We start from the raw sequence: 1115 nt of genomic DNA, 5'->3' as shown, positions 1-1115 counted from the left end.
GGTAAAACATTTAAATATACTGAAAATGGGCCAGTTGGATTACTAGAAGGTAAAAAAGCACTTCACATTCAAGCTACAGGTGGTATTTACTCTGAGGGAGCATACGCAGCAATGGACTTCGGACGTAAACACTTAAATGCAGTATTAGGATTTATGGGTGTGTCTGATGTAGAATATCTTGCAGTTGAAGGCATGAATGCAAATCCTGAAAAAGCACAAGAAATTAAAGAAGCAGCAATTGCAAATGCGCGTGAATTAGCAAAACGTTTCTAATATAGAAAACTCAAAAATGTCCAAACGCTTGTCGTTTGGACATTTTTTCTTCTTTTTCCTTCGTTTGTCTAGTATAATGAAGGACGGAATGATAATAGGTGGGGGTTCTGTATGATTCAAACGTTTTTTAAAATCTTTTATTTAATTTTAATTGTAATTGGCATTACACCGAGGTTATGGCGAATACAGGGTAAAGTAAAAACACTATCGCCACAAGAAAAAGATCGCCTTGTGTATAAAACAACAAATTGGTTTGGTAAGAAGATGGTTCGTGTAGCGGGATCGACTGTACAAGTAAATGGACTTGAAAACGTGCCGACAGATCAACCGGTACTTGTTGTAAGTAATCATCAAAGTGATATGGATATCCCAGTTTTACTAGGTTACTTAAATAAACCAATCGGATTTGTTTCAAAAGTGGAAATTAAAAAATTTCCGATTGTACGAACTTGGATGGAATTGATGAATTGTGTGTTTATGGATCGTAGGGATCGTCGTCAATCACTACAGGCTATTAAAGATGGAATTGAACGGTTAAAGAGCGGCCATTCTATTGTAATTTTTCCAGAAGGAACGCGTAGTAAAGGTGGCGAAATAGGAGATTTTAAAGCTGGTAGTTTTCATCTTGCTGTAAAATCTGGTGTGGCTATATTGCCAGTAACTTTAGATGGAACATATAAGATGTTTGAAGCAAATGGAAATCGAATGAAGCCAGCACATGCAACAATAACAATTTCGAAACCAATTACACCTGAGCAATATGCAAGTATGGATGTTAAAGAACTAACACAGCATACAAAAGATATTATTGCGGCTCAATTACATAAATAATAACAAAGTCT

General features: G+C 35.9%; 2 protein-coding genes. Both read left to right on the top strand.

Translation table 11 applies throughout. The features are described from left to right. On the top strand, positions 1-273 hold a 273-nt coding region (locus tag COO03_RS17895; RefSeq protein WP_179863017.1), incomplete at its 5' end, for an FMN-dependent NADH-azoreductase. A 111-nt stretch (positions 274-384) separates the two neighbouring features. Further along, on the top strand, positions 385-1104 hold the full coding sequence (locus tag COO03_RS17890; protein WP_097898452.1) for a lysophospholipid acyltransferase family protein: 720 nt from the start codon (positions 385-387) through the stop codon (positions 1102-1104). Positions 1105-1115 lie beyond the last annotated feature (11 nt).

Source organism: Bacillus sp. AFS098217 (genome assembly GCF_002551815.1).
Classification (GTDB): domain Bacteria; phylum Bacillota; class Bacilli; order Bacillales; family Bacillaceae_G; genus Bacillus_A.
The sequence above is the reverse complement of the archived record's forward strand: the minus strand, read 5'-3'. Positions and strand labels throughout refer to the sequence as shown.

Bases quoted from the DNA above. Each gene is read 5' to 3' on its own strand.
- COO03_RS17890 (WP_097898452.1), top strand. From the start codon at position 385: ATGATTCAAACGTTTTTTAAAATCTTTTATTTAATTTTAATTGTAATT.